The sequence below is a fragment of the Paraburkholderia unamae genome (assembly GCF_003268775.1).
Lineage (GTDB): Bacteria > Pseudomonadota > Gammaproteobacteria > Burkholderiales > Burkholderiaceae > Paraburkholderia > Paraburkholderia unamae.
Map to the genome: position 1 here is coordinate 216222 of NZ_QLSU01000009.1, position 26557 is coordinate 242778.

26 protein-coding genes are annotated in these 26557 nt (G+C 66.4%); 19 read left to right on the forward strand and 7 right to left on the reverse strand.

Translation table 11 applies throughout. The features are described from left to right. The first annotated feature begins 101 nt into the window (after positions 1-101). The 8 genes from C7401_RS17085 to C7401_RS17120 all read left to right on the forward strand — a co-directional run bounded on the left by C7401_RS17085 (position 102) and on the right by C7401_RS17120 (position 7832). The gene (locus tag C7401_RS17085) at positions 102-1178 is read left to right on the forward strand and encodes a LacI family DNA-binding transcriptional regulator (RefSeq protein ID WP_112172581.1); all 1077 of its coding nucleotides are present in this window, start codon (positions 102-104) and stop codon (positions 1176-1178) included. Positions 1179-1230: 52 nt separating this feature from the next. Further along, a complete protein-coding gene (locus C7401_RS17090; RefSeq protein WP_112172582.1) occupies positions 1231-2718 on the forward strand; it encodes a sugar ABC transporter ATP-binding protein in 1488 nt (495 codons plus the stop codon). Then, entirely contained in the window at positions 2699-3718 is a 1020-nt protein-coding gene (locus tag C7401_RS17095; RefSeq protein ID WP_112172583.1) for an ABC transporter permease, read from the forward strand. Before C7401_RS17090 ends, C7401_RS17095 begins: the two co-directional genes overlap by 20 nt. A gap of 115 nt (positions 3719-3833) precedes the next feature. After that, positions 3834-4802, forward strand: coding sequence for a substrate-binding domain-containing protein (locus C7401_RS17100; protein ID WP_112172584.1), 969 nt, complete (start codon positions 3834-3836; stop codon positions 4800-4802). Positions 4803-4841: 39 nt separating this feature from the next. Further along, the gene (locus tag C7401_RS17105) at positions 4842-5891 is read left to right on the forward strand and encodes a sugar phosphate isomerase/epimerase family protein (protein WP_112172585.1); all 1050 of its coding nucleotides are present in this window, start codon (positions 4842-4844) and stop codon (positions 5889-5891) included. Positions 5892-5916: 25 nt separating this feature from the next. Continuing rightward, the gene (locus C7401_RS17110) at positions 5917-7077 is read left to right on the forward strand and encodes a Gfo/Idh/MocA family protein (RefSeq protein WP_258397115.1); all 1161 of its coding nucleotides are present in this window, start codon (positions 5917-5919) and stop codon (positions 7075-7077) included. Positions 7078-7224: 147 nt separating this feature from the next. After that, entirely contained in the window at positions 7225-7548 is a 324-nt protein-coding gene (locus tag C7401_RS17115) for a type II toxin-antitoxin system RelB/DinJ family antitoxin (RefSeq protein WP_112172587.1), read from the forward strand. Further along, complete coding sequence (locus C7401_RS17120) at positions 7545-7832, forward strand: type II toxin-antitoxin system RelE/ParE family toxin (RefSeq protein ID WP_112172588.1); 288 nt, start codon at positions 7545-7547, stop codon at positions 7830-7832. The genes C7401_RS17115 and C7401_RS17120 overlap by 4 nt, the downstream gene beginning before the upstream one ends. A gap of 53 nt (positions 7833-7885) precedes the next feature. On the opposite strand, the gene C7401_RS17125 is transcribed toward C7401_RS17120, so the two are convergent. Both C7401_RS17125 and C7401_RS17130 read right to left on the reverse strand, forming a co-directional pair. Beyond that, the gene (locus tag C7401_RS17125; protein ID WP_112172589.1) at positions 7886-9052 is read right to left on the reverse strand and encodes an ABC transporter substrate-binding protein; all 1167 of its coding nucleotides are present in this window, start codon (positions 9050-9052) and stop codon (positions 7886-7888) included. A gap of 98 nt (positions 9053-9150) precedes the next feature. Beyond that, positions 9151-10092, reverse strand: coding sequence for a CysB family HTH-type transcriptional regulator (locus C7401_RS17130; protein WP_112172590.1), 942 nt, complete (start codon positions 10090-10092; stop codon positions 9151-9153). Positions 10093-10321: 229 nt separating this feature from the next. Between C7401_RS17130 and C7401_RS17135 the strand changes: the two genes are divergently transcribed. The 6 genes from C7401_RS17135 (at position 10322) to cobA (ending at position 16575) form a co-directional block, all read left to right on the forward strand. After that, a complete protein-coding gene (locus tag C7401_RS17135) occupies positions 10322-12001 on the forward strand; it encodes a nitrite/sulfite reductase (protein ID WP_112172591.1) in 1680 nt (559 codons plus the stop codon). A 35-nt stretch (positions 12002-12036) separates the two neighbouring features. Further along, the gene (locus C7401_RS17140; protein WP_112172592.1) at positions 12037-12573 is read left to right on the forward strand and encodes a DUF934 domain-containing protein; all 537 of its coding nucleotides are present in this window, start codon (positions 12037-12039) and stop codon (positions 12571-12573) included. Beyond that, entirely contained in the window at positions 12570-13349 is a 780-nt protein-coding gene (locus tag C7401_RS17145; RefSeq protein WP_112172593.1) for a phosphoadenylyl-sulfate reductase, read from the forward strand. Before C7401_RS17140 ends, C7401_RS17145 begins: the two co-directional genes overlap by 4 nt. A gap of 99 nt (positions 13350-13448) precedes the next feature. Further along, positions 13449-14411, forward strand: coding sequence for a sulfate adenylyltransferase subunit CysD (gene cysD, locus C7401_RS17150; RefSeq protein ID WP_112172594.1), 963 nt, complete (start codon positions 13449-13451; stop codon positions 14409-14411). A 25-nt stretch (positions 14412-14436) separates the two neighbouring features. Beyond that, on the forward strand, positions 14437-15753 hold the full coding sequence (locus C7401_RS17155) for a sulfate adenylyltransferase subunit 1 (protein WP_112172595.1): 1317 nt from the start codon (positions 14437-14439) through the stop codon (positions 15751-15753). 54 nt (positions 15754-15807) lie between these two features. Next, positions 15808-16575, forward strand: coding sequence for a uroporphyrinogen-III C-methyltransferase (cobA, locus tag C7401_RS17160; RefSeq protein WP_112172596.1), 768 nt, complete (start codon positions 15808-15810; stop codon positions 16573-16575). A gap of 79 nt (positions 16576-16654) precedes the next feature. On the opposite strand, the gene C7401_RS17165 is transcribed toward cobA, so the two are convergent. The 3 genes from C7401_RS17165 to lptF form a co-directional block, all read right to left on the reverse strand. After that, positions 16655-17032 (reverse strand): sirohydrochlorin chelatase, encoded by a 378-nt coding sequence (locus C7401_RS17165; protein WP_112172597.1) that lies wholly within the window; start codon positions 17030-17032, stop codon positions 16655-16657. Positions 17033-17102: 70 nt separating this feature from the next. Next, positions 17103-18251 carry an LPS export ABC transporter permease LptG gene (gene lptG, locus C7401_RS17170; protein WP_112172598.1) on the reverse strand — a complete coding sequence of 383 codons (1149 nt, stop codon included), beginning with the start codon at positions 18249-18251 and terminating at the stop codon, positions 17103-17105. A gap of 15 nt (positions 18252-18266) precedes the next feature. Continuing rightward, positions 18267-19367: an LPS export ABC transporter permease LptF gene (gene lptF / locus C7401_RS17175; RefSeq protein WP_112172599.1), complete on the reverse strand. Its 1101-nt coding sequence runs from the start codon at positions 19365-19367 to the stop codon at positions 18267-18269. 134 nt (positions 19368-19501) lie between these two features. On the opposite strand from lptF, the gene C7401_RS17180 reads away from it, so the two are divergent. Genes C7401_RS17180 through C7401_RS17190 form a run of 3 tightly spaced genes read left to right on the forward strand, consistent with a single transcriptional unit; the run spans position 19502 to position 21940 of the window. Beyond that, complete coding sequence (locus C7401_RS17180; protein ID WP_112172600.1) at positions 19502-21013, forward strand: leucyl aminopeptidase; 1512 nt, start codon at positions 19502-19504, stop codon at positions 21011-21013. A 52-nt stretch (positions 21014-21065) separates the two neighbouring features. Next, a complete protein-coding gene (locus C7401_RS17185) occupies positions 21066-21482 on the forward strand; it encodes a DNA polymerase III subunit chi (RefSeq protein WP_112172601.1) in 417 nt (138 codons plus the stop codon). Positions 21483-21541: 59 nt separating this feature from the next. Beyond that, entirely contained in the window at positions 21542-21940 is a 399-nt protein-coding gene (locus tag C7401_RS17190) for a DUF2486 family protein (RefSeq protein WP_224040656.1), read from the forward strand. 52 nt (positions 21941-21992) lie between these two features. On the opposite strand, the gene C7401_RS17195 is transcribed toward C7401_RS17190, so the two are convergent. Together C7401_RS17195 and ilvD are read right to left on the reverse strand one after the other, a co-directional pair. Beyond that, positions 21993-22361, reverse strand: coding sequence for a c-type cytochrome (locus C7401_RS17195; protein ID WP_112172603.1), 369 nt, complete (start codon positions 22359-22361; stop codon positions 21993-21995). Between the two features lie 141 nt (positions 22362-22502). Next, complete coding sequence (gene ilvD, locus C7401_RS17200) at positions 22503-24176, reverse strand: dihydroxy-acid dehydratase (RefSeq protein ID WP_112172604.1); 1674 nt, start codon at positions 24174-24176, stop codon at positions 22503-22505. A gap of 163 nt (positions 24177-24339) precedes the next feature. Here ilvD and C7401_RS17205 point away from each other — a divergent pair, with 163 nt between their 5' ends. Both C7401_RS17205 and lgt read left to right on the forward strand, forming a co-directional pair. Beyond that, positions 24340-25284, forward strand: a complete 945-nt coding sequence (locus C7401_RS17205; protein WP_112172605.1) for a LysR family transcriptional regulator — start codon at positions 24340-24342, stop codon at positions 25282-25284. Between the two features lie 294 nt (positions 25285-25578). Then, complete coding sequence (gene lgt, locus C7401_RS17210; RefSeq protein WP_112172606.1) at positions 25579-26502, forward strand: prolipoprotein diacylglyceryl transferase; 924 nt, start codon at positions 25579-25581, stop codon at positions 26500-26502. Positions 26503-26557 lie beyond the last annotated feature (55 nt).

A 26557-nucleotide genomic window follows, 5' to 3' on the forward strand; every position in this document is an offset into this window, starting at 1 on the left:
CAATATCGGATCGGTGTTTGTCCTGGCTTCATGCGCCTTGCGGTTTTGCGATTTACCTACCAAAAATGTAATCGATTACATCCGGGGCCCCGAACGCCGCCATGTCCGCTCACCCGTCTGGATCGCCGCAGCCCGAAAACGCTGACGCGCAAGGCGCGGGCGAGGGCGTGCGCGGTGGCTCCATTGCCGCGGTCGCGCAGCGCGTGGGCGTGTCGGTCGCGACGGTTTCGCGCGTGCTCAACGGCCACGCGAACGTGCGCGCCGCGACGCGCGAGCGCGTGCTGGCCGAGGTCGAGGCGAGCGGCTATCGCGTAAACGAACTCGCGCGCAACCTGCGCACCGCCGAAAGCCGCCTGCTCCTCACGATGGTGCCCGACTTCGGCAACCCGTTTTACGCCGAGATCGTGCGCGGCATCGACAGCGTGGCGCGCCAGCACGGTTATTTCATGCTGCTGTGCGACACGGGCGCCGACGCGGGCCGCGAGCGCGGCTACTTCGACCTGCTGCGCCGCCATCGCGCGGACGGCGCGATCTGCCTCGATCCGGCCACGGTGCAGCAAGCCAACCGGCTGATGGCGGCCGAATCGGCGGCGCTGCCGTGGGTGGCCTGCTGCGAGTTCGACCCGGACGTGGGCGTGCCATTTGTAGGCATCGACAACTACCGGGCCGCGCACGACGCGGTGCGGCATTTGATCGCGCGGGGGCGGCGACGCGTCGCGCTCATCAACTCCGACGAGCACTACCTCTACGCGCGGCAGCGCCGCGACGGCTGGCGCGACGCGCTTGCCGAGGCCGGCGTCGAGGCGCGCGACGCCTGGCGCGTGAATGTGAACTGCCTCGACTACGACGCGGGCGCGCAGGCCGCCGCCGCGCTGATGCACTTGCCGGCGGAGCACGCGCCCGAGGCGATTTTCGCGGTGTCGGACACGCTGGCGGTGGGCGTCGTCAACGGCTTGCGCAGCGTGGGGCGGCGCGTGCCCGACGACGTCGCCGTGGTGGGCTTCGACGACATCGCGCTTGCCGCGCGCATCGACCCGCCGCTCACGACGATCGCCCAGCCCATGCGCGAACTGGGCGAGACGGCCGCGCGGCTGTTGCTGCGGCGCCTCGCCGACCCGCGCGCGAGCGTGCCGGGCGTGCTGCTGCCGCATCGGCTCGTGATACGCGAGAGCGCCTGAACGCAGGAGACACGCCGCCACGGGCGGCGCCATCGAGGAGGAGCGCACGCTCATGAGCGTCGCCGTGAAGTTCAACGACATCCGCAAGGACTTCGGTCCCGTGCGCGTGCTGCACGGCGTGAGCTTCGAACTCGCGCCGGGGCGCATTCACGGGCTGCTCGGCGAGAACGGCGCGGGCAAGTCCACGCTCATGAAGATCCTCGCGGGTTATGAAGCGGCAAGCGCGGGCGAGATGCTCGTGGACGGCGTGGCGCGCCGCTTCGAAGGCTCGCGCGAGGCCGAGGCGGCCGGCATCGTGCTGATTCACCAGGAGTTCAACCTCGCCGAGCATCTCACGATCGCGCAGAACATCTTCCTTGGCCACGAGAAGCGCCGGGGCTGGCTCGTCGACGACGCCGCCATGCGCCGCGAAGCGCGCGATCTGCTCGCGCAGGTGGGGCTCGCACGCGACCCGGACGTCAAAGTGCGCGACCTGATCGTGGCCGAAAAGCAACTGGTGGAGATCGCCAAGGCGCTGTCGCGGCACGCGCGCCTGCTCATCATGGACGAACCCACGGCCACGCTCACGCCCGCCGAAACGGCGCGCCTCTTCGCGTTGATGACGAAGCTGCGCGCGGCGGGCACGACGCTCGTCTACATCTCGCACAAGCTCGACGAAGTGGAGCGGATCACCGACGACGTGGTCGTGATGCGCGACGGCCGTTTCGTGGCCGCGAGCGCGACGGCAGGCCTCGCGCGCCAGCAGATGGCGAACCTGATGGTGGGCCGCGACGTCTCCGACATGTTTCCGGAGAAACAGGCCGCGCCCGAGGACGCGAGCGTGGCGCTGCGCGTGACGAATCTCGCGGTGCCGGGCTGGGTCGAGGACCTCTCGTTCGAGGTGCGCGCGGGCGAGATACTCGGCTTCGCCGGGCTCGTGGGCGCGGGGCGCAGCGAAGCGTTCGAGGCCATTGTGGGCCTGCGCGCGCGGCGCGCGGGCGTCATCGAAATCGACGGCCGCGCCGTGACGCTGCATCAGCCGCGCGACGCGATGCGCCACGGCCTCACCTACCTGAGCGAAGACAGAAAAGGCCGTGGCCTGCACATGAACCTCACGCTTCAGGACAACCTCACGCTCATGACGCTCGAACGTTACGGCCACCCGCTGCTGGACCTCAAGGCGGCCCGCCGCGCGCTGGAAACGGCGGTGCGCGAATTCGGCATCCGCACGGGCGACCTCAACAGCCGCGCGCGCATGCTGTCGGGCGGCAACCAGCAGAAGCTCGCGCTCGCCAAGTTCCTTCAGCCCGACCCGCGCGTGATCGTGCTCGACGAGCCCACGCGTGGCGTGGACGTGGGCGCGAAACGCGACATCTATTTCCTGATCCAGCGGCTCGCGGCCTCGGGGCGCGCGGTCGTGGTGATTTCGTCGGAGCTGGTCGAACTGATCGGGCTAGCGCATCGCGTGGCGGTGATGCGCGCGGGCCGGCTCGTCGCCACGCTCGGGCGCGAGCACCTGAACGAAGAGGAGTTGATCGCCCATGCAACCGGCACCCACTGAAGCGGCGCCCGAGGGGCGTCGCGCTCGCGCTGCCGCGCTGCGGCTCGTGCATCGGCTCGCGGGCGTCGGGCCGCTCATCGGCCTGATCGCGCTATGCGTGCTCGGCACGCTGCTCAACCGCGACTTCGCCACCGCCGGCAACCTGCTCAATGTGCTCACGCGCACGTCGTTCATCGGCATCATCTCCGTGGGCATGACGTTCGTGATCATCTCGGGCGGCATCGATCTGTCGGTCGGGTCGATGGCGGCGCTCATCGCGGGCGTGATGATCTGGACGATGAACACGCTGGCCGGCACGCACGGGCTCGCGCCGCTCGCGATCGTGGCAATCGGCATGGCGATCGCACTCGTGCTGGGCGCGGTGTTCGGGCTCGCGCATGGCTTGCTCATCACGCGCGGGCGTATCGAACCGTTCATCGTGACGCTCGGCACGCTCGGCCTCTTCCGCTCGGTGCTCACGTGGCTCGCCGACGGCGGCGCGCTCACGCTCCAGAACAATCTCGTCGATCTCTACGGGCCGGTGTATTACGCGAGCCTCTTCGGCATACCGGTGCCCGTGTGGGTGTTCGCGCTCACGGCGGCGGGCGGCGCGCTCATTCTCAATCGCACCGCGTTCGGGCGGCATGTGCAGGCCATCGGCTCGAACGAGCAGGTCGCGCGCTATGCGGCGATTCGCGTGGATCGCGTGAAGTGCGCGACCTACGTGCTGCTCGGCGTGTGCGTGGGCGTGGCGACCGTGCTTTATGTGCCGCGCCTCGGCTCCGCCACGCCGACCACGGGCCTGCTGTGGGAACTGGAGGCGATCGCCGCCGTGGTGGTGGGCGGCACCGCGCTCAAGGGTGGCGAAGGACGCGTGGCGGGCACCGTGGTGGGCGCGGTGCTGCTTTCGGTCATCGCCAACATTCTCAATCTCACGAGCATCATCAGCGTGTATCTGAATGCGGCGGTGCAGGGTGTGGCGATCATCGCCGTGGCGTTCTTGCAGCGCGGCAGACGGTAAGGATGTCGAAGCAGATCCGGCAGGGCGGAAGAGAGGGCGAGGGGTCGAAGGGTCGAAGGAGGCAGCGAACACTCAACGCATAAAACGGGCGCGGGCCCGCATAGGAGACGGCATCATGAAGAAGATGATTCGAACGATGTGCGCGGGCGCGCTGGCGCTCGGCGTGGCGGCGACCTTCGGTGCGGGTGCGGCGCGCGCCGACGACAAGGTCACGCTGGGCGTGGCCATTCCAACGGCCGACCACGGCTTCACGGGCGGCATCGTCTGGTGGGCGAACGAGGCGAAAAAGGAACTCGAAAAGGCGCATCCCGACCTGAAGGTCATCGTCAAGACGGCGGCGAACGCGCCCGATCAGGCGAACCAGTTGCAGGACCTCGTGACGGTGAACAAGATCAACGCGCTCGTGATCTTCCCGTATGAATCGGCTTCGCTCACGCAGCCCGTCGCGCAGGTGAAGAAGAAGGGCGTGTACGTGACGGTGGTCGATCGCGGCCTGACCGACACGAGCGCACAGGACGCCTATGTGGCGGGCGACAACACGGCGTTCGGCAAGATCCCCGCTGAATATCTCGCGAAGCAGTTGAACGGCAAGGGCGACATCGTCGCGCTGCGCGGCATTCCCACCACGCTCGACAACGAGCGCTGGACCGCGTTCACGACCGTGCTGAAGGGCTATCCCGACATCAAGATCCTCGACGCAAAGTACGCGAACTGGAACCGCGACGACGCGTTCCGCACGATGCAGGATTACCTCACGCGCTTCAAGCACATCGACGCCGTGTGGGCCGCCGACGACGACATGGCCGTGGGCGTGCTCAAGGCGATCGACCAGGCCAAGCGCAACGACATCAAGATCGTGTTCGGCGGCGCGGGATCGAAGGAGATGGTCAAGCGCGTGATGGACGGCGATCCGCTCGTGAAGGCCGACGTGTCGTATTCGCCGAAGTTCATCTACGACGCGATCAAGCTCACGGCCGAGGCGCGTCTCGCGGGCAAGCCGCTGCCGGCCACGACGATCATTCCCTCGGTGCTGATCACGAAGGAGAACGCCAAACAGTTCTACTTCCCCGACTCGCCGTTCTGAGCGGCGCCAGCGCGCACGATCGACAGGAGACGCAAGCCGATGAAGACGATCAAGGGCCCGGCAATCTTTCTCGCGCAGTTTCTCGGCGAAGACACGCCGTTCGACAGCTTCGCGCACATGGCCGGCTGGGCGGGCCAGCTCGGCTACAAGGGCATCCAGGTGCCCACCGACGCGCGTCTCATCGATCTCGCGCAGGCGGCGTCGAGCGTGGCCTACTGCGACGACCTGCGCCAGCAGGCCGACGACGCGGGCGTGGCGATCACCGAGCTTTCCACGCATCTGCAAGGGCAGCTCGTGGCCGTGCATCCCGCCTACGACACGCTGTTCGACGGCTTCGCGCCGCAAGCGGTGCGCGGCGATCGCGAGGCGCGCACGGCCTGGGCCATCGAGCAGTTGATGCTGGCCGCGCGCGCCTCGAAAAATCTCGGGCTCGCCACGCATGTGACGTTTTCGGGTGCGTTGGCGTGGCCGTATGTCTACCCGTGGCCGCAGCGCCCGGCGGGTCTCGTCGAAGCGGCGTTCGACGAACTCGCGCGCCGCTGGCGGCCGATTCTCGATGCCTTCGACGCGGCGGGCGTGGATGTCTGCTACGAATTGCACCCCGGCGAGGACCTGCACGATGGCGTGACGTTCGAGCGCTTTCTCGCGGCCGTGGGCGATCACCCGCGCGCGAACATCCTCTACGACCCGAGCCACTTCGTTTTGCAGCAGCTCGACTACCTCGCGTTCATCGACCTCTATCACGCGCGCATCAAGGCCTTTCACGTGAAGGATGCCGAATTCCGCCCGAGCGGCCGCCAGGGCGTGTATGGCGGCTACAGCAGCTGGGTCGAGCGTGCGGGGCGCTTTCGGTCGCTGGGCGACGGGCAGATCGACTTCGGCGCGATCTTCTCGAAGCTCACGCAGTACGACTTTCCGGGCTGGGCTGTGCTGGAGTGGGAATGCGCGCTCAAGCATCCCCATGACGGCGCGCGCGAGGGCGCGGAGTTCATCAAGCGGCACCTCATCCGCGTGGCGGAGCATGCGTTCGACGACTTCGCGGGCAGTGGCGTCGATGCGGCGCAAGTGAAGGGCGTGCTGGGTCTCTGAAACCGGTTTTCGCAGGAGCGATGCAATGACTCGAAGACTCAGGCTCGGCATGGTCGGCGGCGGCGAAGGGGCATTCATCGGCGCGGTGCATCGCATCGCGGCGCGGCTCGACGACACGTTCGAACTGGTGGCGGGCGCGCTTTCGTCCGACGCGGCGCGCGCCCGGTCGAGCGCCCAAGCGCTGGGTCTTGCGCGCAGCTACGCGGACTGGCGCGAAATGGCGAGTGTGGAGGGCGCGCGCGAAGACGGGATCGAGGCGGTGGCGATCGTCACGCCGAACCATCTGCATGCGCCGGTCGCGCATGCGTTCATGGACGCGGGCATCCACGTGATTTGCGACAAGCCGCTTGCGGTTTCGCTCGCCGAGGGCGAAGCGCTGGCGAGGCATGCCCGCGACGCGAATCTCGTGTTCGCGCTCACCCATACGTACTCGGGCTACCCGCTCGTGCGGCATGCGCGCGAACTGGTCGAGGCAGGGGAGATCGGCGAGGTGCGCATCGTGCAGGTCGAGTATGCGCAGGACTGGCTCGCCCAACCTGTCGAACGCGCGGCCGGGAGCGGCGGCGCGAACCGCCAGGCGGTGTGGCGCACCGATCCGGCGCTCGCGGGCCCGGCGGGGTGCCTGGGCGATATCGGCACGCACGCTTATCAACTGGCGGCGTTCGTGAGCGCGCTCGTGCCGGCGTCGCTCGCCGCCGAGGTGCACACATTCGTGCCGGGCCGCCGAGTGGACGATCACGTGCAGGCCATGCTGCGCTACGCCAATGGCGCGCGCGGCATGCTGTGGGCGAGCCAGGTGGCGAGCGGCGCGGAGAACGCGTTGCGCCTGCGCGTATACGGCACGAAGGCCGGGCTGGCGTTCGATCAGGAGGAGCCGAACCTGCTGTGGTTCACGCCGCAGGGCGGTGAAGCACAGCGGCTCACGCGGGGCCGCGTGACGGGGACGGCGGCCCGGCACGCCACGCGCGTGCCGCCGGGGCACCCGGAAGGATATCTGGAGGCGTTCGCGCAGCTCTACCGCGACGCCGCCGCGCAGATCCATGCGCGCGAGGCGGGCGTGGCGGCGCCACCCGAGAGCCGGTTGCTGACGACGGTCGACGACGGCGTCGAGGGGTTGCGCTTCGTCGAAGCCGTGCTGGCAAGCAGCGCGGCGGGCGGCGCGTGGCGGCGCATCGAACGGCAATAGCCATTCGGATGAATTGAGCGCGAAGGGGAGGGACGAGAAACTTGCAACATCTTTAACCCGCTTCAAAGGTGGAGCATGTCTAACGTCATTCAATTGAATTACACTGCGTCTTCGACACGGTCAATGACCCATCCAGGGAGTGAGTCGATGAACGCAAGCGCATTGGTACAGGTACGCATCGATCCCGCGCTCAAGCAGCGCGCGGCCGAAGTGCTCGACAACATGGGACTCACGGTGTCCGACGCCGTGCGCATCCTGCTCACGCGTATCGCGAACGAGGGCGCGTTGCCGTTCGATTTCGCCGTCGATCCGGTGGCGCACGACGCGTGGTTCCGGGCGAAGGTGCGCGAAGCGCTGGAGGACCCGCGCCCGGCCGTGCCGGATGAAGAGGTGGAGGCGCACTTCGCGAAGCGGCGCGCGGCGGCGGCCAGCCAGGCCGAGCCCACGGGCAACCGCAAGGCGAAAAATTGAAGGTCCGGTGGTCGCCGCTCGCGCTGGCCGACCGCGAAGCGATATTCAACTTTGCCGTGACAGATAGCCCGCGCAGGGCGATCGTGTGGGACGAACGGATTTCGGCATCCGTTCGGCGTCTGCGGCTTTTCCCCAACCTTGGCCGCGTTGGCCGCACGAGCGGCACGCGCGAGTTGGTGATCGAGTCAACACCGTTCGTGCTTGCCTACCGCTATGAGGGCGACGCGCTCACGATACTGCGTGTTCTGCATAGTGCGCGGCGATGGCCGGGCAATATCGACTAAGCGGCGGCGGGGCTGCAATGAACGCCGCCGCTCGTCGAACCCGCTCGTCGAACCTATTGCCCGAGATACACGAACTTGCCGCCGCGTACCGTGCCCATCACGCTGGCGCGCTGGTCGAGGCCCACGTGGTCCGTGGGGCTCGTGTTCACCATGCCGTTGGGCACGACCACTTCGTGCGCGTGCTCCAGCTCGTTGCGCAGCGCCACGCGGAACGCCTCCGTGCCCGGCTGCGCGGTCTTGAGCGCGCGCGTGACGGCATCTTGCAGGCGCGGGTACACACCGGCCGCGTCGCCCGCGAACTGCGTGACGGTGCCGGGGCCGTACTTGGCCTCGTAGGCGTCGACGAAGGCGAGCGCCGCCTTCTGCGCGGGCTGGTCGGCGGGCAGCGTGCGCGCCACGACCACGGGCTGGGTCGGGAACAGCGTGCCTTCCACGTCCTTGCCGCCGAGCTTGATGAACTCGGGCGTGGCGATGCCGTGCGTCTGGTAAACCGGCCCCTTGTAGCCGCGCTCGATCAGCGTGCGTTGCGGCAGCACGGTTGGCGTGCCCGCGCCCGCAATCAGCATGGCGTCGGGTTTGGCGGCCATCAGCTTGAGAATCTGGCCCGTTACGCTCGCGTCGGTGCGGTTGTAGCGCTCGGTCGCGACGATCTGGATATTGCGTTCCTTCGCGAACTTCGTGAACTCGTTGAGCCAGCTGTCGCCGTAGCTGTCGGCAAAGCCGATGAAGCCCACCGTCTTCACGCCGTGCGCGGCCATGTAGCGCGTCATGACGTCGGCCATGGCGGCGTCGGTCTGCGCCATCTTGAAGGCCCACACGCGCGGGCCCTGCTGCGGCTCGACCACCGAGCCGGAGCCGACCAGCGTGATCATCGGCGTCTTGTTTTCGGCCACCGGGTCGAGCGCCGCGAGCGCCGCCGGCGTGATGTTCGGCCCGACGATCACGTCCACGTGGTCTTCGTTGATGAGCTTGCGGATGTTGCGCACGGCGGCGCCCGGGTCGGAGCCGTCGTCGAGCACGATGTAGTCGGCCTTCTGGCCCGCGATCGTCTCGGGCCACATCAGCATGGCGTTCTTGCTGGTGATGCCGATGGCGGCGGCAGGCCCCGTGCTCGACAGGTCGATGCCGACCTTGATGTCGGCGTGGGCGGTGCTCGCGAAAGTGGCGGCGGCAAGCGCGGCCGCCGCGACGAGCGGGCGCAAAAACGTGTGCAACTTCATCCGTTGAGTCTCCAGGCGAAAAGTGAAGCGGGAAGTGATGTTCTTGTGATGCCGATTTTGTCTGATTTTTCTTCCGCAGCGGCCCCGGCCGCGGACCGCTACAGCTCGTAACTCTCGTGCTCGCCCTTGAGCGCCTGCTCGATCAGCTTGCGGTTCAGGCTCGGTGAAAGCAGTTCGACGAGCGTATACACATAGCTGCGCAGGTAAGCCCCCTGCTTGAGCGCCACACGCGTGACGTTGCTGCCGAACAGGTGCCCCACGGGCACGGCACGCAGGTGGCGGTCGCGCTCGGCGTTGAAGGCGATGTCGGCCATGATGCCCACGCCCAGTCCCAGTTCCACGTAGGTCTTGATCACGTCCGCATCGATGGCTTCCAGCACGATGTCGGGCGAGAGGCCGCGCAGGCGGAACGCGTCGTTGATCTTGGTGCGGCCGGCGAAGGCGTTGTCGTAGGTGATCAGCGGATATTGGGCCAGATCGTCGAGCGAGAGCGGCTTGCGCTCCAGCAACGGGTGGTCGGGCAGCATCACCGCCACATGGTGCCAGGTGAAGCAGGGCAGCGACACCAGCTCCTTGTAGCCGGAGATCGCTTCCGTGGCGATGCAGAGGTCGGCCTGGTCATGGAGCACCATTTCCGCGACCTGCGTGGGGCTGCCTTGCAGGATCGAGAGATGCACCTTCGGAAAGCGCCGCTTGAATTCGGCGATGGCGGCGGGCAGCGAGTAGCGCGCCTGCGTGTGCGTGGCGGCGATGGTCAGGTTGCCCTGGTCCTGTGCGGCATAATCCTTGCCCACGCGCTTGAGGCTCTCCACCTCCTGCAAAATGCGCTCCACCGAGGCGAGGATGATCCGGCCCGGCTCCGTGAGCGAGCGCACGCGCTTGCCGTGGCGTGTAAAGATTTCGACCCCAAGCTCATCCTCCAGCTCGATGATCGCCTTCGAGACGCCCGGCTGGCTTGTATACAGTGCCTTGGCCGCTTCGGTGAGGTTGAAGTTCTGGCGCACGGCCTCGCGGACGAAGCGGAACTGGTGCAGGTTCATAGATAACCCTTATAACCTGTGTGCATATCGACCTGATTTTTGAGTCGTTTGAAATATAAGGCGAGTTTATTACCATTCCTCCAACTTTTCCAATATGGATATCTGTTTTGGTCATTAGCAAATGACTGGCGCGATTGAAGGGTGCCGGGCATGAGCCAGAACAGAGAGTGCGAAGTCGGAGCGCGGCGTAACCGGAACGCCGCGAATGAACCAACCCTGGGGTCCCCGAATGTACCAATACGATCAGTACGACCAGACCATCGTCGACGAACGCGTCGCGCAATACAGCGACCAGGTTCGCCGCCGCCTGTCGGGCGAATTGAGCGAAGAAGAGTTCCGCCCGCTGCGCCTGCAAAACGGCCTGTACTACCAGCGCCACGCGTACATGCACCGCATCGCGATTCCGTACGGCAATCTGCGCAGCGACCAGCTCCGCATGCTCGCCACCATCGCGCGCGAGCACGACCGCGGCTACGGCCACTTCTCGACGCGCTCGAACATCCAGTACAACTGGATCAAGCTCGAAGAAACGCCGGAAATCCTGCGCAAGCTCGCTTCGGTCCAGATGCACGGCATCCAGACGTCGGGCAACTGCATCCGTAACATCACCGCCGACCAGTTCGCGGGCGTCGCGCCCGACGAAGTCATCGACCCGCGTCCGTGGGCCGAGATCCTGCGTCAGTGGTCGACGTTCCACCCCGAATTCGCGTGGCTGCCGCGCAAGTTCAAGATCGCCGTTTCCGGCTCGAAGGAAGACCGCGCGGCCGTGCAGATCCACGACCTCGGCGTGTACCTCGAGCACAACGAGAAGGGCGAAGTCGTCGCGAGCATTCTCGCGGGCGGCGGCCTTGGCCGCACGCCGATCGTCGGCGCCATCATCAAGCGCGACCTGCCGTGGCAGCATCTGCTGACCTACTGCGAAGCCGTGCTGCGCGTGTACAACCGCTATGGCCGCCGCGACAACATGTACAAGGCGCGTATCAAGATTCTCGTGAAGGCGCTCTCGCCCGCGAAGTTCGCCGAGCAGGTCGAAGAAGAGTGGCAGCACCTGAAGGACGGCCCCTCGACGCTCACGCAGGAAGAACTCGATCGCGTCTCGCAGTACTTCGTGCCGCCGGCGTATGAAAAGCTCGCCGACACGGACACGTCGTACGAAAAGCATCTGCTGGAAAACCGCGCGTTCGCGCGCTGGGTCGAGCGCAACGTGCGCCCGCATCGCGTGCCGGGTTACGCGTCGGTCACGATCTCGCTGAAGCCGCGCGACATCGCGCCGGGCGACGCCACCGACGTGCAGATGGACGCCGTGGCCGGCTGGGCCGACGAGTACTCGTTCGGTCAGATCCGCGTGTCGCACGAGCAGAACCTGATTCTCGCCGACGTGAAGAAGCGCGACCTGTTCGCGCTGTGGGAAAAGGCGAAGACGCAAGGTTTTGCAACCGCGAACATTGGTCTGTTGACCGACATCATCGCGTGCCCGGGCGGCGACTTCTGCTCGCTCGCGAACGCGAAGTCGATCCCCATCGCGCTCGCGATCCAGGAGCGTTTCGACAACCTCGATTTCGTTTACGACCTGGGCGACCTGACGTTCAACATCTCGGGCTGTATCAATGCGTGCGGTCATCACCACGTCGGCAATATCGGCGTGCTGGGCGTGGACAAGGACGGTTCGGAGTGGTACCAGGTCACGCTCGGCGGTGAGCAGGGCACAGGCGCCAACGGCGCGCGCCTTGGCCGCGTGATCGGCCCGTCGTTCTCGGCGGAAGAGATGCCCGACGTGGTGCAGAAGGTGGTCGACACGTTCGTCGAGCACCGCATCGACGGCGAGCGTTTCATCGACACGTACGACCGCATCGGCATTACGCCCTTCAAGGAGCGCGTCTACGCTTCGCGCCAGCCGGCCCACGCTTAAAAGCAGCACGCAACGAGATACGAGAGTCAAACACGATGGCATTGATTATCAAACAACGCGAGATCGTCGAAGACAACTGGCAAGTCGTGCGCGCGGCTGAAGACGGCGCGCTGCCGGAAGTCGGCGCACTGCCCGTGGGCAAGGTGCTGGTGCCGCTCGCCTACTGGCAAGCGCAGCGCGAAGCGCTGGTTGCCTCGCGCGGCAAGGACGAACTCGGCGTGTGGCTCGCGCCGGACAGCGAACCGGCCGATATCGCCGCCGACTTCGACAAGCTCGCGCTGATCGGCGTGGACTTCCCGGTGTTCCGTGACGGCCGCGGCTTTTCGATTGGCCGCCTGTTGCGCGAGCGCTATGGCTACCAGGGCGAACTGCGCGCGATCGGCGACGTGCTGCGCGATCAACTGCGTTTTCACGAGCGTTGCGGCTTCGATTCGTTCGCCGTGCGCGCCGACAAGGACATCAACGACGCGCTCAAGGCGTTCACCGAGTTCACGGTGCAATACCAGGGCGCGTTTGACGAGCCGTCGCCGCTGTTCCGCCGCCGCCTCGCGCAACAAGGCGCCGCAGCATGAGCACCGTTTCTTCCACGCCAGCCAGCGAAATCACGGCTGACCTGCAAGCGAAGATCGAGCGCCTCGACGCGCTGCTCGATTCGATCGCGGCACGTCACGCCAACGTGAAGCTAGCCAGCAGCCTCGCGGCCGAAGACATGCTGCTCACCCACGCGATCCTCTCGCGCGGTGTGAAGATCGGCATCTTCTCGCTGAACACGGGCCGCCTGCACGCCGAAACGCTCGGCATGCTCGACGCCGTGCGCGAGCGCTACGGCTACGAAATCGAGCAGTTTCATCCGCAGCAGGACGCGGTGGACGAGTATGTCGCCCAGCACGGCCTGAACGCGTTCTACGAGAGCGTGGACCTGCGCAAGCGCTGCTGCGAGATCCGCAAGGTCGAGCCGCTGAACCGCGCGCTTTCGGATGTTTCCGCGTGGGTCACGGGCCAGCGCCGCGAGCAGTCGGTCACGCGCGCGGAACTGCACGAGGAAGAACGCGACGAAGCGCGCAACATCGACAAGTTCAATCCGCTCGCGGACTGGACCGAAGCCGATGTGTGGGCCTACCTGCGCGGCTTCGAGGTGCCGGTGAATCCGCTGCATGCGCGCGGCTATCCGAGCATCGGCTGCGAGCCGTGTACGCGTGCGATCCGTCCCGGCGAGGACAGCCGCGCGGGCCGCTGGTGGTGGGAATCGCGCGACACCAAGGAATGCGGCTTGCATATCACCTCGGTGTCAGCCATTCCGGTCGTCGAAGTGTCGCCTCTGGTGTCGCCCATCGGCCAGCCGAACTAAGATTGAAGTTTGTCGCGCCGTCGTCAAGACCGGCGCGCTACCGAATACCGAGTACTGCGTGCCCCGTAAAAAGGGCGCGAATCAACGAAGGATCCGAACATGAGCACCACGCTCGACTCAGCAGTGAACGCACCGCTCCAGGTCACGGCGAACCGCATGGACCACCTCGACTGGCTCGAAGCCGAGTCGATCCACATCCTGCGTGAACTCGTCGCCGAATGCAGCAAGCCTGCGCTGCTGTTCTCGGGCGGCAAGGATTCGGTCGTCGTGCTGGCGCTCGCACTGAAGGCGTTCGGCCTCGGCGCGAACCGCAAGACCTCGCTGCCGTTCCCGCTCGTGCACATCGACACGGGTCACAACTACGAGGAAGTGATCGACTTCCGCGATCGTCGCGCTGCCGAAATCGGCGCCGAACTCGTGGTCGGTCACGTGGAAGATTCGATCAAGAAGGGCACGGTGCGCCTGCGCCGCGAAACCGATTCGCGCAACGCCGCGCAAGCGGTCACGCTGCTCGAAACCATCGAGGAATACGGCTACACCGCGATGATCGGCGGTGCGCGCCGCGACGAAGAGAAGGCCCGCGCGAAGGAGCGTATCTTCTCGTTCCGCGACGAATTCGGCCAGTGGGACCCGAAGGCGCAGCGCCCGGAACTCTGGAGCGTGTACAACGCGCGCCTGCACAAGGGCGAGCACCTGCGCGTGTTCCCGATCTCGAACTGGACGGAACTGGACGTGTGGCAATACATCGAGCGCGAGAAGCTCGAACTGCCGTCGATCTACTACGCGCACCAGCGCGAGATCGTGCGCCGCAACGGCCTGCTCGTGCCGGTCACGCCGCTCACGCCGATGAAGGAAGGCGAGGTCAGCGAAATGGCGCAGGTGCGCTTCCGCACCGTGGGCGACATCAGCTGCACCTGCCCGGTGGCGAGCGATGCCGACAACGTCGAGAAGATCATCGCTGAGACGGCCGTGACCGAAATCACGGAACGCGGTGCGACGCGCATGGACGACCAGGCGTCGGAAGCCGCGATGGAACAGCGCAAGAAGCAAGGTTATTTCTAAAGAGCACGCAGAGGAAGAAACGAACATGGTTACGACGCATCAACCTGAAGACCTCGGCGTGCTGCGCTTCATCACGGCGGGCAGCGTGGACGACGGCAAGAGCACGCTGATCGGCCGCCTGCTGTACGACAGCAAGGCAGTTTTGAGCGACCAGCTTTCGGCGCTTTCGCGTGCGAAGAACAAGCGCACCGTCGGCGACGAGATCGATCTCTCGCTGCTTACCGACGGCCTCGAAGCCGAGCGCGAGCAGGGCATCACGATCGACGTGGCGTATCGCTACTTCGCCACGGCCAAGCGCAAGTTCATCATCGCGGATACCCCCGGCCACGAGCAGTACACGCGCAACATGGTGACGGGCGCTTCGACGGCGCACGCCGCGATCATCCTGATCGACCCCACGCGCGTGACGGTCGAAGACGGCGTGACGCAACTGCTGCCGCAGACCAAGCGTCACAGCGCCATCGTCAAGCTGCTGGGCCTCCAGCACGTGATCGTCGCGATCAACAAGATGGACCTCGTCGACTACAGCGAAGCGACGTTCAATCTGATCCGCGAAGCCTATGTCGCGCTCGCGCGTCAGCTTGGCCTCGCCGACGTGCGCTTCGTGCCGGTCTCGGCGCTCAAGGGCGACAACATCGTGGCCGCGAGCGAGCGTATGCCGTGGTACGCGGGCGAGCCGCTCCTCGACGTGCTCGAACAACTGCCGGTCGCGCAGGCTACGGCCGAAGCGCTGCGCTTCCCGGTGCAGTGGGTCGCGCGCCAGGACGGTTCCAGCGCCGACGACTTCCGCGGCTACATGGGTCGTGTCGAAGCGGGCGAAGTGAAGCTCGGCGACGCCATCTCGGTGCTGCCGGCCGGCCGTAGCGCCACGGTTGCCGAAATCATCGCGCCGGTGCCGGGCGGCACGGCGCAAGTGGATCGCGCATTCGCGGGCCAGACCGTCACGATCCGCCTTGCGGAAGACGTCGATGTTTCGCGCGGCGACACCTTCGTGCCGGCGGCCGATGCCGTCGAGCCCGCGAAGAAGATCGAAGCGGACCTGTGCTGGTTCGACGACGAGCCGCTCTCGCCGCAGCGCAAGTACCTGCTCAAGCAGACCACGAGCACGGTGTTCGCGAAGATCGGCGCGGTGAAGCAGGTGCTGGACGTGCACACGCTTTCGCACGCCACCGACCGCCACGAACTCGCGATGAACGATATCGGCCGCGTGGCGCTCTCGCTGCAAAAGCCTTTGGTCTGCGACCTGTATGATGCGAATCCTGGCACCGGCGCATTCGTGCTGATTGACGAGGCGACGCATCACACGGTGGCCGCGGGCATGATCCGCGCGTTCTCGGCATAAGGCCTGGCCGCGACGTTGCGGCCGCGCGCGGTCGCAACAATGGATTCGAAGCAAATGGGCAAGGTATATTTGATCGGCGCGGGACCGGGCGCAGCGGACCTCATCACGGTGCGCGGCGCGCGGCTGCTCGCGGGCGCCGACGTCGTGCTGCATGATGCGCTCGTCGAGCCGGCCATGCTGGACTACGCACCGCAAACCGCGAAGTTCATCGCGGTCGGCAAGCGCTGCGGGCAGCGTTCCACGGCGCAACACTTCATCAACAAGCAACTCGTCGATGCGGCGCGCGAGCACGCCGTGGTCGTGCGCCTGAAGGGCGGCGACCCGATGCTGTTCGGCCGCGCCGACGAGGAAATGCGCGCGCTCGAAGCGGCCGGCATCGAATTCGAAGTCGTGCCGGGCATCACGGCGGCGCTGGCGAGCGCGGCGACGCTGCAACGCTCGCTCACGCTGCGCGGCGTGGCCCGCAGCGTGGCGCTCGCCACGTATTCGCGCGCGGCGGGCAGCGAAGAGATTCGCGAGCAGGTCAACGCCGATTCGCTGGTGTTCTACATGGGCCGCGACAGCGCGCCCGAGATTGCGCGCCAGTTGATCGAGGCGGGTCGCGCAGGCGCGACGCCCGTGGCGATCGTCGAAGCATGCAGCACCGCGCGCGAGCGCACGCTCACGCTCACGCTGGCGGCCCTCGAAGCGGGTGAGGCGCAGGAATGGCTCGACCCGGCGCAGCCGAGCCTGCTCATGATCGGCGACGCCTTTGCGCAACGAGCCGGGCAGGCGCAACGCGACGACGACGCGCAGGACGATAGCCGCCGCGCCGCTGCATAAACGCCGCACGCAAAAGGCAAGGAAAGCAAAACGGGCTCGCTGAAAATAGCGAGCCCGTTTTTTTATGCGTGAGCGTTTTTTAGTCGCGTTCGTTGCCGATGCAATACCGCACGATGGCATCGAGCACGGCGTCGTCCTCTCCAACGGCCCCCGCGCAACGCAGATGCACATTCGGATGCGCGCTCTGGCACTGTGCGATCAGCGCGGGCAGATCGCGCCGCACGTGGCCGCCCTGGCCGAAGAACACGGGCACGACCGTGATCGTGTCGCAGCCCGCCGCGGCCTGTCCGGCGATGGCGTCGGGCAGGCTCGGCGTCATGAGTTCGAGAAAGGCGAGGCCGACCGGTCCCGCATCGCCGCGCGCGGCGGTGAGCTTCGCGGCGAGGCGCTGAAACGGCTCTTGCCAGCGCGCGTCGCGCGCGCCGTGGCCGAAGAGGATCATGCCGTGCGTGCCCATGCTGGCGAGCCTGTGCGAGTGAACGAAGTAGCGAACTGGCTGGCGAACTGGCGGGCAAGGGCGCCCGCCGTCAATGCCGGTCGACCCATTTGAGCCCGATCAGCCCCACCGCGAGGTAAATGAGCCCCGGTGTCGCCGCCGTGAGCGGCGCGGGCCAGGTGTTCAGTGTACCCACGTGCGAGAACAGCGTGTTCACGAGCTGGAAGCTCATGCCGAGCATGATGCCGCCGAACACCTTCATGCCCACCACGCCCGCGCGCGTATGCAGATACGCGAACGGCAGCGAGAGCACGAGCATCACGAACACGGCGAACGGGTAGAGCAGCTTGCGCCAGAACGCGATCTCGTAGCGCTGCGAGTCCTGATGGTTCTCGGTCAGATGCTGGATATAGCGGAACAGGTTGAACATCGACATGCGGTCGGGCGACACGAGCAGCACCGAAAGGATTTGCGGCGTGAGCTCCGAGCGCAGCGAGTATTCGGGAGCCGACGTCTGCTGGGCGCGATAGACCGGGTTGAGCGCGTCGGCCGGCTGGTTCTGCGGCGGCGGCACGCCGATCAGTTCGGTGTCGGTCACGTCCTTGAGCAGCCAGTGGCCCGGCGGCTGGAACGTGCCGCTCTTCGCGAGACGCACGTTGGAGAGCCGGAACTGCGAATCGAATTCGTAGATGCGCACGTTCGTGATGGTCGCGTCGGGCAGCAGTTCGCCCACGTTCACGAAGCGCGTGACCTGCTCGCCGTCGGCGCGCGCGCTGAGCGTGTCCTTCACCCACACGCCCGACTGGAAGTTGCTCGACACGGCCGAGCCGAGCGCCTCGAGACGCACGCGTTCCGAAAGCTGGTCGGTGTACGGCCCGACCACTTCGCCGATCAGATAGGTGAGCAGCACGAGCGGCACGCCGATCTTGAGCAGCGAGCGCAGCGCCTGGTTCGTGGCGAGGCCGGACACGCGAAAGATCGTGTACTCCGAGTTCGCGGCCATTTGCGCGAACACGTAGATCGCCGCGATGAGCGCCGCGACCGGGATGATCTCGTAGAGCCGCGAGGGCGCCTGGAGCGCCACGCGCAGCACCGCGTACTGGAACTTGTAGTTGCCGTGCCCGACCGAGTTCAGCTCGTTGATGAGGTCGAAGAAGAAGAACAGGCCCGAGAAGGCGAACAGGATGAAGATGAACGTCAGATAAACCTGGCGTGCAAAGTATTTCTCGTAAATGCGCATCGGTCAGTTCCCCTCTCAGTTTCCAGGGGAGGTGCGCTGGAACATCGCACGTGTAATGAGCGGCCGGTTGCGCACACGTATCCAGAAGATGAACACCACGAGCGCGAACACCACGAGGTGCAGCGAGACGAGTCCCACGGCGAACGGCATCTTGCCTTGCTCGATCTGCGACTGCACGACGTTGAGCAGGTTCGAATAGGTGAGGTAGATCAGCACCGCCATCACGAGGTTGATCGTGCGGCTGCGGCGCGGGTTCTGGTACGCGAGCGGAATGCCGAGCAGCATCAGGTTGATCGCGATGAGCGGCAGCCCGGCGCGCCAGGCCAGCTCGCCCAGGTTGTCGTTGCTCGGCTGGCGCAGGAGGCCCGGCGTCGACGTGGTGCTCGCCGACGGCGTGTTCACCACGGGCTGGCTCGTGATCTTCACGCCATAGCGCTGGAACTCGCTGATGCGAAAGTCCGGGTGGCCCGGCTCGCCGTCGTAGCGGCGGCCGTTCTCCAGCACGACGAAGCGGTCGCCGCCCTTCATGGTTTCGGTGTGGCCGGTCTTCGAGACGATCACGCTGACCTTGCCGTTTTCCGTGCTCGTGACGAACACGTTCTCCACGCGGCCCTGGTCGGGGCTCATGCTCTCGATGAAGAACACGCGGTGCGTGGTGGGCGATTCGCGGAACTGGCCGGGTGCGAGCAGCGACACTTCATCGCGCTGCTGGAAGCGCGCGCGAATGAGCTTGCTCTGCGCGTTCGACCACGGCCAGCCGACGAAGGCGAAGAACACGATGAGCAGGATGATCGGCGCGGAAAACGTGGCGACCGGCTTGATCAGGCGCGTGAGGCTCACCCCGGAGGAGAGCCAGACGACCATTTCGGAGTCTTTGTACCAGCGCGTGAGCACGAACAGGATCGACACGAAAAGCGTGACGATGAGCATCACGGCCATGTAGCCGATCACGGTGAGGCCGATCAGCACCAGCACATCGCGCGGGTCGATTTGACCGGACGCGGCGAAGCCGACGATGCGGATCATCATCGTCGTCAGCATGATCGTGAGCAGAACCATGAACACGGCGCCGGCCGTGTACGCGAGTTCGCGCTGCAGGGAACGTTCGAAGATCATTCTAGATGGGCAGGGCGGACGGCCCGTGCCGGGAGGCGCGCAGCTCGCGCAACCGCCCAGGAGCCGCCGCGGGAAAAATAGCGGATAATTGCGGCTTTCATCCTAAGCCCTGATTTTATCCGAGGACAAGCGCGATGGACTTTAGCATAAAAGCCTGTGACTGGAGCAAAGGCGGGGAAGGCCCCTTCCTGACCGGCAAGTCGGATTGCGTCGTGGTCGGCGTGTTCGAGGCGCAAACCCTCTCGGGCCCGGCGTTCGCGATCGACAGCGCCATTGGCGGCGCAATCGCGCGCGTCGTCAAGGCCGGCGACATCGACGGCAAGGCAGGCTCCACGCTGTTCCTGCCGGAAGTGAGCGGCATCGGCGCCTCGCGCGTGCTGCTCGTGGGCCTCGGCAAGCAGGACGCCTTCGGCCAGAAGGCCTATGGCGACGCCGTGCGGGCCGCCTGGCGCGCCATCCTCGGCACGAAAATCGCGCAGGCCACGTTCACGCTCGCGCAGCTGCCGGTGAAGGAGCGTACGGGCGACTGGGGCGTGCGCGCCGCCATTCTCGCGCTGCGCAACGAGACCTACCGCTTCACGCAGATGAAGAGCAAGCCCGACGTTTCGCAGCGGGCCCTGAAGCGCGTGGTCTTCAGCATCGACGCCGCCGAGGAAAAGGCCGCGAAGCTCGCCGCCAAGCAGGCCGCCGCGCTCGCCAACGGCATGGACCTCACGCGCGACCTCGGCAACCTGCCGGGCAACGTCTGCACGCCGACCTATCTCGCGGCCACGGCCAAGAAGCTCGCGCGCGACTGGAAGCTCAAGGTCGAGGTGCTCGGCCAGCGCCAGATCGAAGCGCTCAAGATGGGCTCGTTTCTTTCTGTAACAAAGGGCTCGGTCGAACCGCCGCAATTCATCGTCCTGCACTATCAGGGCGGCAGCGCGAAGGCGGCGCCCATCGTGCTGGTCGGCAAGGGCATCACGTTCGACACGGGCGGCATCTCGCTCAAGCCCGGCGAGGGCATGGACGAAATGAAGTACGACATGTGCGGCGCGGGCTCGGTGCTCGGCACGATGCGTGCGGTCGCCGAAATGGGGCTCAAGCTCAACGTGATCGGCATCATCCCGACCTGCGAGAACATGCCCGCGGGCAACGCCACGAAGCCGGGCGACATCGTCACGACGATGGCGGGGCTCACGGTCGAGGTGCTCAACACCGACGCCGAAGGCCGCCTCATCCTGTGCGACGCGCTCACCTACGCCGAGCGCTTCAAGCCGGCCGCCGTGATCGATATCGCCACGCTCACGGGCGCGTGCATCATCGCGCTCGGCCATCACAACAGCGGGCTCTTCTCGAAGGACGACGCGCTCGCGGGCGAGTTGCTCGACGCTTCGCGCGAAGCGAACGATCCGGCCTGGCGCCTGCCGCTCGACGACGAGTATCAGGACCAGCTCAAGTCGAACTTCGCCGACCTCGCCAACATCGGCGGCCGGCCGGCCGGCAGCGTGACGGCGGCGTGCTTCCTCTCGCGCTTCACCGAAAGCTACCCGTGGGCCCACCTCGACATCGCGGGCACCGCGTGGAAGAGCGGCGCGGCCAAGGGCGCAACGGGCCGCCCGGTCCCGCTGCTCGCGCAGTTCCTCATCGATCGCGCGGCGCAATGACGGCAGGCATGGCGATTGCTGCATGCGTAACGGTGCGCGCGGTGGAGCAGGCATGACGCGCATCGATTTCCACACGAACGTCGGCGACTCGCTGCTGTATGCGTGCCGCCTCGTGCGCAAGGCGTATCAGGCGGGCCAGCAGGCGGTGGTGCTGGCCGAGCCCGCGCGTCTGCGCGCGTTCGACGAGATGCTGTGGACGTTCTCGCCGCTCGACTTCGTGCCGCATTGCATGGCGGGCAGCCCGCAGGTGGAGGCGTCGCCCATCGTGCTGGCGGCCGATCTCGAACGTGCGCCGCATCATCGCGTGCTGCTCAATCTCGGCGCGGCGGTGCCGCCGCAGTTCGCACGCTTCGAGCGCCTGCTCGAAGTGGTAGGCGATGCGCCCGACGAACTTGCGTCGGGGCGCGAGCGCTATCGTTTTTACCGCGACCGCGGTTACGCGCTCAACAACTACAAGCAGGGCGGCTAAGTCCGGGCGCGAGTGGCGTACCGGCCCCTGGCCGACTGCTCGGATCGATGGAGGTAAACATGTCCGGCATGCACGACACGGAAGAAGCTGCGATTCCGCTCTTGAGCGAGGTGATGGTGGCCGGCAATCCGCTGCGCGCCCATAACGTCGAAGAGGCGAAAAGCGCGACGGCCGCCGCCGTGAAGGCCGCCGTGGCCGAGCGCGAGGGCCTGTTCGCGCACGACGCCGACGCGCTCGTCGAGCGTCTGCGCGGGCGGTGTCTGACCTGGCTCACGGGCGAAGGCCGCGCCGTGATCGAGGCGCGTTGCAGCGCCGCGATGCAGGAGCATTCGACCTGGCTCGTGGGGCAGGTGTCGCGCGAGATCGGTCTCGCGCTCGAAACCGAGCTCAAGGTGTGGGTGAAGGCCGCCGTGCGCGAAGAACTCGCGGCGCGCGCGGGTCCGACGACCGCGGCCTGAAGCGGCCAAGCCGCGTGGCGCGGCGTCGCCGGGCCACGCGGCGCTTTGCGCCTCACTTGAGCGTGAGGATCCAGTTCGCGAGCGTGGCCGCCTGGCCAGGATTCAACTGCGTATTGGCCGGCATGGGCACCGTGCCCCATACGCCGGTGCTGCCTTCCAGAATCTTGTGGGTGAGGTAGGTTGGGGCGTCCGGCTTGCCGGCGTACTTCGCGGCGACGTCCCGCAACGCCGGACCCATGAACGTGCGGGTGACCGAATGGCAGCTCATGCAGTTTTGCTGCTGGGCAAGCGCCAGGCCCGTGGGACCGTGCTGTGCGTAGGCCGCGCCTGAGGCGAGTGCGCCGAAGGCTCCGAGAGAGCCAAGCGCGAGGGCGGCGGCGAGCGTCGCTGTCTTGTTCTTCGCTTGCGACTTCCGTTTCATACTGGTCTCCGCCAACGTGGTCGCCGGCTGTGTCGTCGCATTATAAGAGCAAAGGGCGCACGTCCCCGACGTGCGCCCTTTGCGTTGCGACAGATCACGATTGCCGCGAATAACGCGGCCCCGGACCCTGACGACTCGCCACTAGCCCGTCACCGCGCCCAGATTCGCGGGGCGCGCGAGCGCCGCATACTTCGCGAGCACGCCGCGCGTGTAGCGCGGCGCGGGCTGCTTCCAGGCCGCGCGGCGGCGCGCGAGTTCGGCGTCGTCCACGTTCAGTTGCAGCAGCAGTGTGTGCGCGTCGATGGTGATCGAATCGCCTTCCTGCACGAGGGCGATGGTGCCACCTTCGAACGCCTCCGGCGCCACGTGCCCCACCACCATGCCCCAGGTGCCGCCCGAGAAACGGCCGTCGGTGATGAGGCCCACTGATTCGCCGAGCCCCTTGCCGATGATCGCGGAGGTGGGCGCGAGCATTTCCGGCATGCCGGGGCCGCCCTTCGGGCCGAGATAGCGCAGCACGACCACGTCGCCGGCCTTGATCTTGTCGGCGAGGATCGCTTCCATCGCGCTCTGCTCGTCTTCGAACACGCGCGCGGGGCCGGTGATGACCGGGTTCTTCAGGCCCGTGATCTTCGCGACCGCGCCTTCGGTCGCAAGGTTGCCCTTGAGGATGGCGAGGTGGCCTTCCTTGTACAGCGCCTGGCTAATGGGGAAGATCACCTTCTGGTCGGCGCGCGGCGTGGACGGCACGTCCTTCAACTCTTCGGCAATGGTCTTGCCCGTGATCGTGATGCAGTCGCCGTGCAGCAGACCGGCGTCGAGCAGGATCTTGAGCACCTGCGGAATGCCGCCCGCCGCGTGCAGGTCGGTCGCGACATATTGCCCCGAGGGCTTCAGGTCGCAGATCACCGGCACTTTCTTGCGCATGCGCTCGAAGTCGTCGATGGTCCAGTCGATTTCCGCGGCGTGCGCGATGGCGAGGTAATGCAGCACGGCGTTGGTCGAGCCGCCCGTCGCCATGATGAGCGCCACGGCGTTTTCGATCGACTGCTTCGTGATGATGTCGCGCGGCTTGAGATCCTTCTTCACGGCCTCGACGAGCACGCGTGCCGACTCCGCCGCGGAATCGACTTTCTCTTCGTCGGGGTTGGCCATCGTCGACGAATACATGAGCGACATGCCGAGCGCCTCGAACGACGAGCTCATGGTGTTCGCGGTGTACATGCCGCCGCACGAGCCCGTGGACGGGCAGGCGTTTTTCTCGACGCCTTCGAAATCCTCTTCGGTCATGCGCCCGGCCGTGAATTCGCCCACCGCCTCGAAGGCCGAGACGATGGTGAGCGCCTTACCCTTCCAGTTGCCCGGACGGATGGTGCCGCCGTACACGTAGATGCCGGGCACGTTGATGCGCGCGAGCGCGATCATGCCGCCGGGCATGTTCTTGTCGCAGCCGCCGATCACGACCACGCCGTCCATCCACTGGCCCTGCACGCAGGTCTCGATGCAGTCGGCGATGACTTCGCGCGAGACGAGCGAATACTTCATGCCTTCGGTGCCCATCGACATGCCGTCCGAGATCGTGGGCGTGCCGAAGGTCTGCGGGTTCGCATCGGCGCCCTTGATGGCCGCGACGGCCGCGTCGGTGAGCCGTTGCAGCCCCGCGTTGCAGGGCGTGATGGTCGAATGCCCGTTGGCCACGCCGATCATGGGCTTGTCGAAGTCGGTCTTCTCGTAGCCGAGCGCGTAATACATCGAGCGGTTCGGCGAGCGGGCGACGCCCTGCGTGATGTGCTTCGAACGACGGTTATAGGGCATGGGGATCTCCGGTGGGCGTTGTCTCGGATGCCGGGCCTGGGTTTTCTTGTGGGGCAGGGGCGCCGGCGTGTGCATAGAAGGATGCGGTTTCCCGAGAGCGATGTCTAATATATTATTCGTGGCCTATTGAGTCGGAAAACATATCAATACGGAAGGCCGCCCGATGAGTGCCACCATCCCCGATCTGCGCCAGCTGCGTTATTTCGTGGCCGTTGCCGAGGAGCAGCATTTCGGCCGCGCGGCGGCGCGTCTTTCGATGACGCAGCCGCCGCTGTCGCAAGCTATCCGCGCGCTGGAAGAGACGCTGGGCGTGGCGTTGTTCGCGCGCACGCGGCGCTCGGTGGAATTGACGGCGGTGGGGGCCGATCTGCTGCCCGAGGTGCGGCGGCTGCTCGCCTCGGCCGAAGCGCTGCGACCGCTCGCGCAGAGCCTCGCGCGCGGCGAGGCGGGCGTGCTGGCGCTGGCCTTCGTTTCGACCGCCGATTACGGCCTGCTGCCGCTGTTGCTGCGCGACTTCGGCGCGCGCTATCCGCGCGTGCGTCTGCAACTCGCGGAGGCCACGAGCGACGTCCAGGTCGAGGAACTGGTGGCGGGGCGCATCGACGCGGGCCTCGTGATCGCGCCCTTGCCGCCGCGCCATGCGGCGCAGCTTTCCTATGTGCCGATCGCGCGCGAGCCGCTCGTGGTCGCCATGCCGTCGGCGCTGTCGGCGCGTCTGGGCGTGGCGGCCACCGACGACTGGCACGACGAGCCCGTGAGCCTGCGCGATCTCGCCGATGCGCCGCTCGTTGTTTTCCCGCGCCATCTCGCGCCCGGCTTCTACGACACGATCATGGACTGCTACGGCGCGGCGGGCGTCGCGCCGGTCGTCGGCCAGGAGGCGATCCAGATGCAGACCATCGTGAGCCTCGTCTCGGCCGGCATGGGCGTGGCGCTCGTGCCGCAGTCGCTGCGGCATCTGCGGCGCACCGGCGTCGTGTACCGGCCGCTCGCCGCGGCCGCGCCGGTGATCGAAACGGGACTCGTGTGGCGCTCGGCCGAGGTGAGCCCTGTGCTTGCGGCTTTTATCGAGATCGTGCGCGCGCACGCGGCGACGGGCGGGCGCTGACTGCGCCAGGCCGCATCAGGCCGCAGCAGGTCGCATTCGGTCACGGTAGATCGCATGCAGCCGCGCGCCACGCGGCGCTTTCATCTGTCACCGTTACACTCGCTGCGCGCCGCAAACGGTGCGTTTTGGTTCGGGCGCCCTCGCGTCGGCGATAATGTCACGCCATGACGTTCCGGCGGCGAACCTCCCCGCTTTGCAAACGTCCAACGCGCTTTGCCCGCTCGTGCTTTGCCAACTGCGGCGCTGCTTACAACCCGATTTCAACCGATCTCGCCGACAAGACCTCACTCCACGATGCTCATCCACCCGAACTTCGACCCCATCGCCATTCATCTGGGGCCGCTCGCCGTGCGCTGGTACGGTCTCATGTATCTCGTCGGCTTCATCCTCGCGATCGTGATCGGCCGTCTGCGTCTGCGCCTGCCATTCGTGGCCGCGCAGGGCTGGACCGCGAAAGACATCGACGACATGCTGTTCTATGGCGTGCTCGGCACGATCCTCGGCGGGCGCTTAGGCTATGTGCTGTTCTACAAGGCGAGCTGGTACTTCGCACATCCGCTCGACATCTTCAAGGTGTGGGAAGGGGGCATGTCGTTTCACGGCGGCTTTCTCGGCGTGACCTTTGCGATGGTCCTGTTCGCGTGGCAGCGTGGACGCACGTGGCTGCAAGTGACGGACTTCGTCGCGCCGATGGTGCCCACGGGTCTCGCCGCGGGGCGTCTGGGCAACTTCATCAACGGTGAACTCTGGGGCCGCGTGACCTCGCCCGACTCGCCGTGGGCCATGCTGTTCCCCGGCGCCGCGAACGACGACGCCGCATGGCTCGCCGCGCATCCGCAACTGGCCGCGCAGTGGCACCTGAACGAAGTGTTCGCGCAGTACCATCTGCTGCCGCGCCATCCTTCGGAGCTCTATGAAATCGCGCTCGAAGGCATTGCGCTCTTCATCGTGCTGATTCTTTTCTCGCGCAAGCCGCGCCCCGTTGGCGCGATCTCGGCGATGTTCCTGATCGGCTACGGTCTCGCGCGTTTCACCGTGGAATTCGCGCGCGAGCCCGACGACTTCCTCGGCTTGCTCGCACTCGGCCTTTCGATGGGTCAATGGCTCTCGCTGCCGATGATCATCGCGGGCATTGGCTTGATGGCGTGGTCGTATCGCCGCGCGAAGCGCAGCAAGAACGGCAACGACGGCGCGCCTGTGGCGAGCGCGAAGCGCTGATGCCCACGCGAGCGCGTTTTGCGTTTTAGCCCATGAAAAAGGCCACGGTTTGCAC